This is a genomic window from Pseudobacillus badius, from assembly GCF_002189605.1.
In the GTDB taxonomy this organism is placed as follows: domain Bacteria; phylum Bacillota; class Bacilli; order Bacillales; family Domibacillaceae; genus Pseudobacillus; species Pseudobacillus badius.
In genome coordinates, this window is the sequence record NZ_MWMM01000052.1 from 1 (window position 1) to 1,553 (window position 1,553).

Below are 1,553 nucleotides of genomic sequence, written 5' to 3' on the forward strand. Positions count from 1 at the left end.
AGCTGCGAATTCATGGGACGCTAGGCTATTTAAGCCCGATTGAATACAAACGGGCGTCCCTTAAAAAAGTTGTCTGATTTAGTGTTGACAATCCAAAGCATATATTAATGATTTAAAGGGGTATTCCCCTTACTTTGATTTTATATTCTGCGTAGAAAGTTGTAATATTGAGACCCTTGATATAAATACCTTTTTAATTCTAAAAACAGAAGAGCTTATTAACGTAATGAGTAATGAAAAAATTAATGAAGCAATTTACACTAACATAGAAGAACATCTACTGCAAAATCTCAAATCTAATCAGGATAAAAGTGTTTTTCAAGAATTTTATGTCAGAAAGTATGGAATAACAAAGACAGAAAAGTTTAAAAGTCGCAGAAGGAAGAGTCCACAGGTAAATATAAAAAAGAACAAACGTAGAAAGAGAAGGAATTTTTCTAGTTAATCCCTATAAACATGTATCTTTAAAAAAATGAAAAGATCCACTAAGTACACAATTTAGCGGATCTTTTTATCTTTTGTAACCTCTTAGTTGATAATTAAGCATGAAATTCATTAGAGAAGTTAATTAAACAAATCACCTTAAAAAGAGTCATTTCCAATAATACTTAAAGTAAAATCATATAAATTATCATAATGTAGCAGTTCTATTGCTTCAGTTCGTTTCTTTTCACGTCGGATAGAATACGTAATTTCTTTATTTATGTCGAAATCAGATCTTCGGCCGGCAACTACTACATAATGCCGTCTCATCGAATCATTAGATGTAAATTCGGAGGGAAGATGTTTATTGATGTTTTTGTATTTATTAAAAGTTTCCGATAGACTTACAAAATAATTTTCGCACCATCTTTTCCAGCTAGCTATTTGTCGCAATCCTTTATTAAATGTCTCGCCCAAATCACCACTTTTTAAAAAGATTCTTTCAGTTGGTTTTTCTAATTCTATGAAAACAAATTCATAGCCTCCGGACCCCTTGCCAACTAATAAGAATAAGTAGTCAGCTTTGTAAGAAGTACCTAGAGGGAATTCTTTAAATAGATATGCATCATGGTGACCAAAATTATAGAGTTTAAATATTGAAGCTATGATTACATAGTAACGATTCCTATTAATGAAATTAAGAAGATGTTGTTCATTAATATCGAACTCGTCAAGTTTATTTAAAAACTCTTGAGCGACTAATCGTAGGTGTTCTTCATCTCTTAGTTCTTCAATATCAAGATAATTATTAGGAAAAAGTGATAAGTAATGTCTTGCTGCTTTTGGGTATTCCCTAAATTTATTTATTTTTCCAAATAAAGAACTATTGTATTCTGATTCTTTAATTGCTTCCCATTGTTTTGTTTCTTCATCTGTTAAGGAAGAGTAATCTCTTAGATACAGGTTCATAATGTTACTCCTTGTAACTCATTTATTTAACTTCACTAGCGTCGCATTAAAATAATTCAACGCATCGTATTAAACTGAATTTTCTGTAATATAATCCAAGCATAAAAAAATCCTTTATACTGGTTGAGCGGTAGGTAACCATCCAAATCCAATACAAAGGA

Annotated in this window: 1 protein-coding gene; it reads right to left on the minus strand. The window is 30.7% G+C overall.

All coding sequences use genetic code 11. The annotated features are described in order from the left end of the window. Positions 1 to 582: 582 nt before the first annotated feature. A complete protein-coding gene (locus B1A98_RS19930) occupies positions 583 to 1,392 on the minus strand; it encodes a Shedu anti-phage system protein SduA domain-containing protein (protein WP_063384313.1) in 810 nt (269 codons plus the stop codon). Between the last annotated feature and the right edge of the window lie 161 nt (positions 1,393 to 1,553).

Coding starts and splice junctions, on each gene's coding strand:
- B1A98_RS19930 (WP_063384313.1), bottom strand. CDS start 1,392: ATGAACCTGTATCTAAGAGATTACTCTTCCTTAACAGATGAAGAAACA.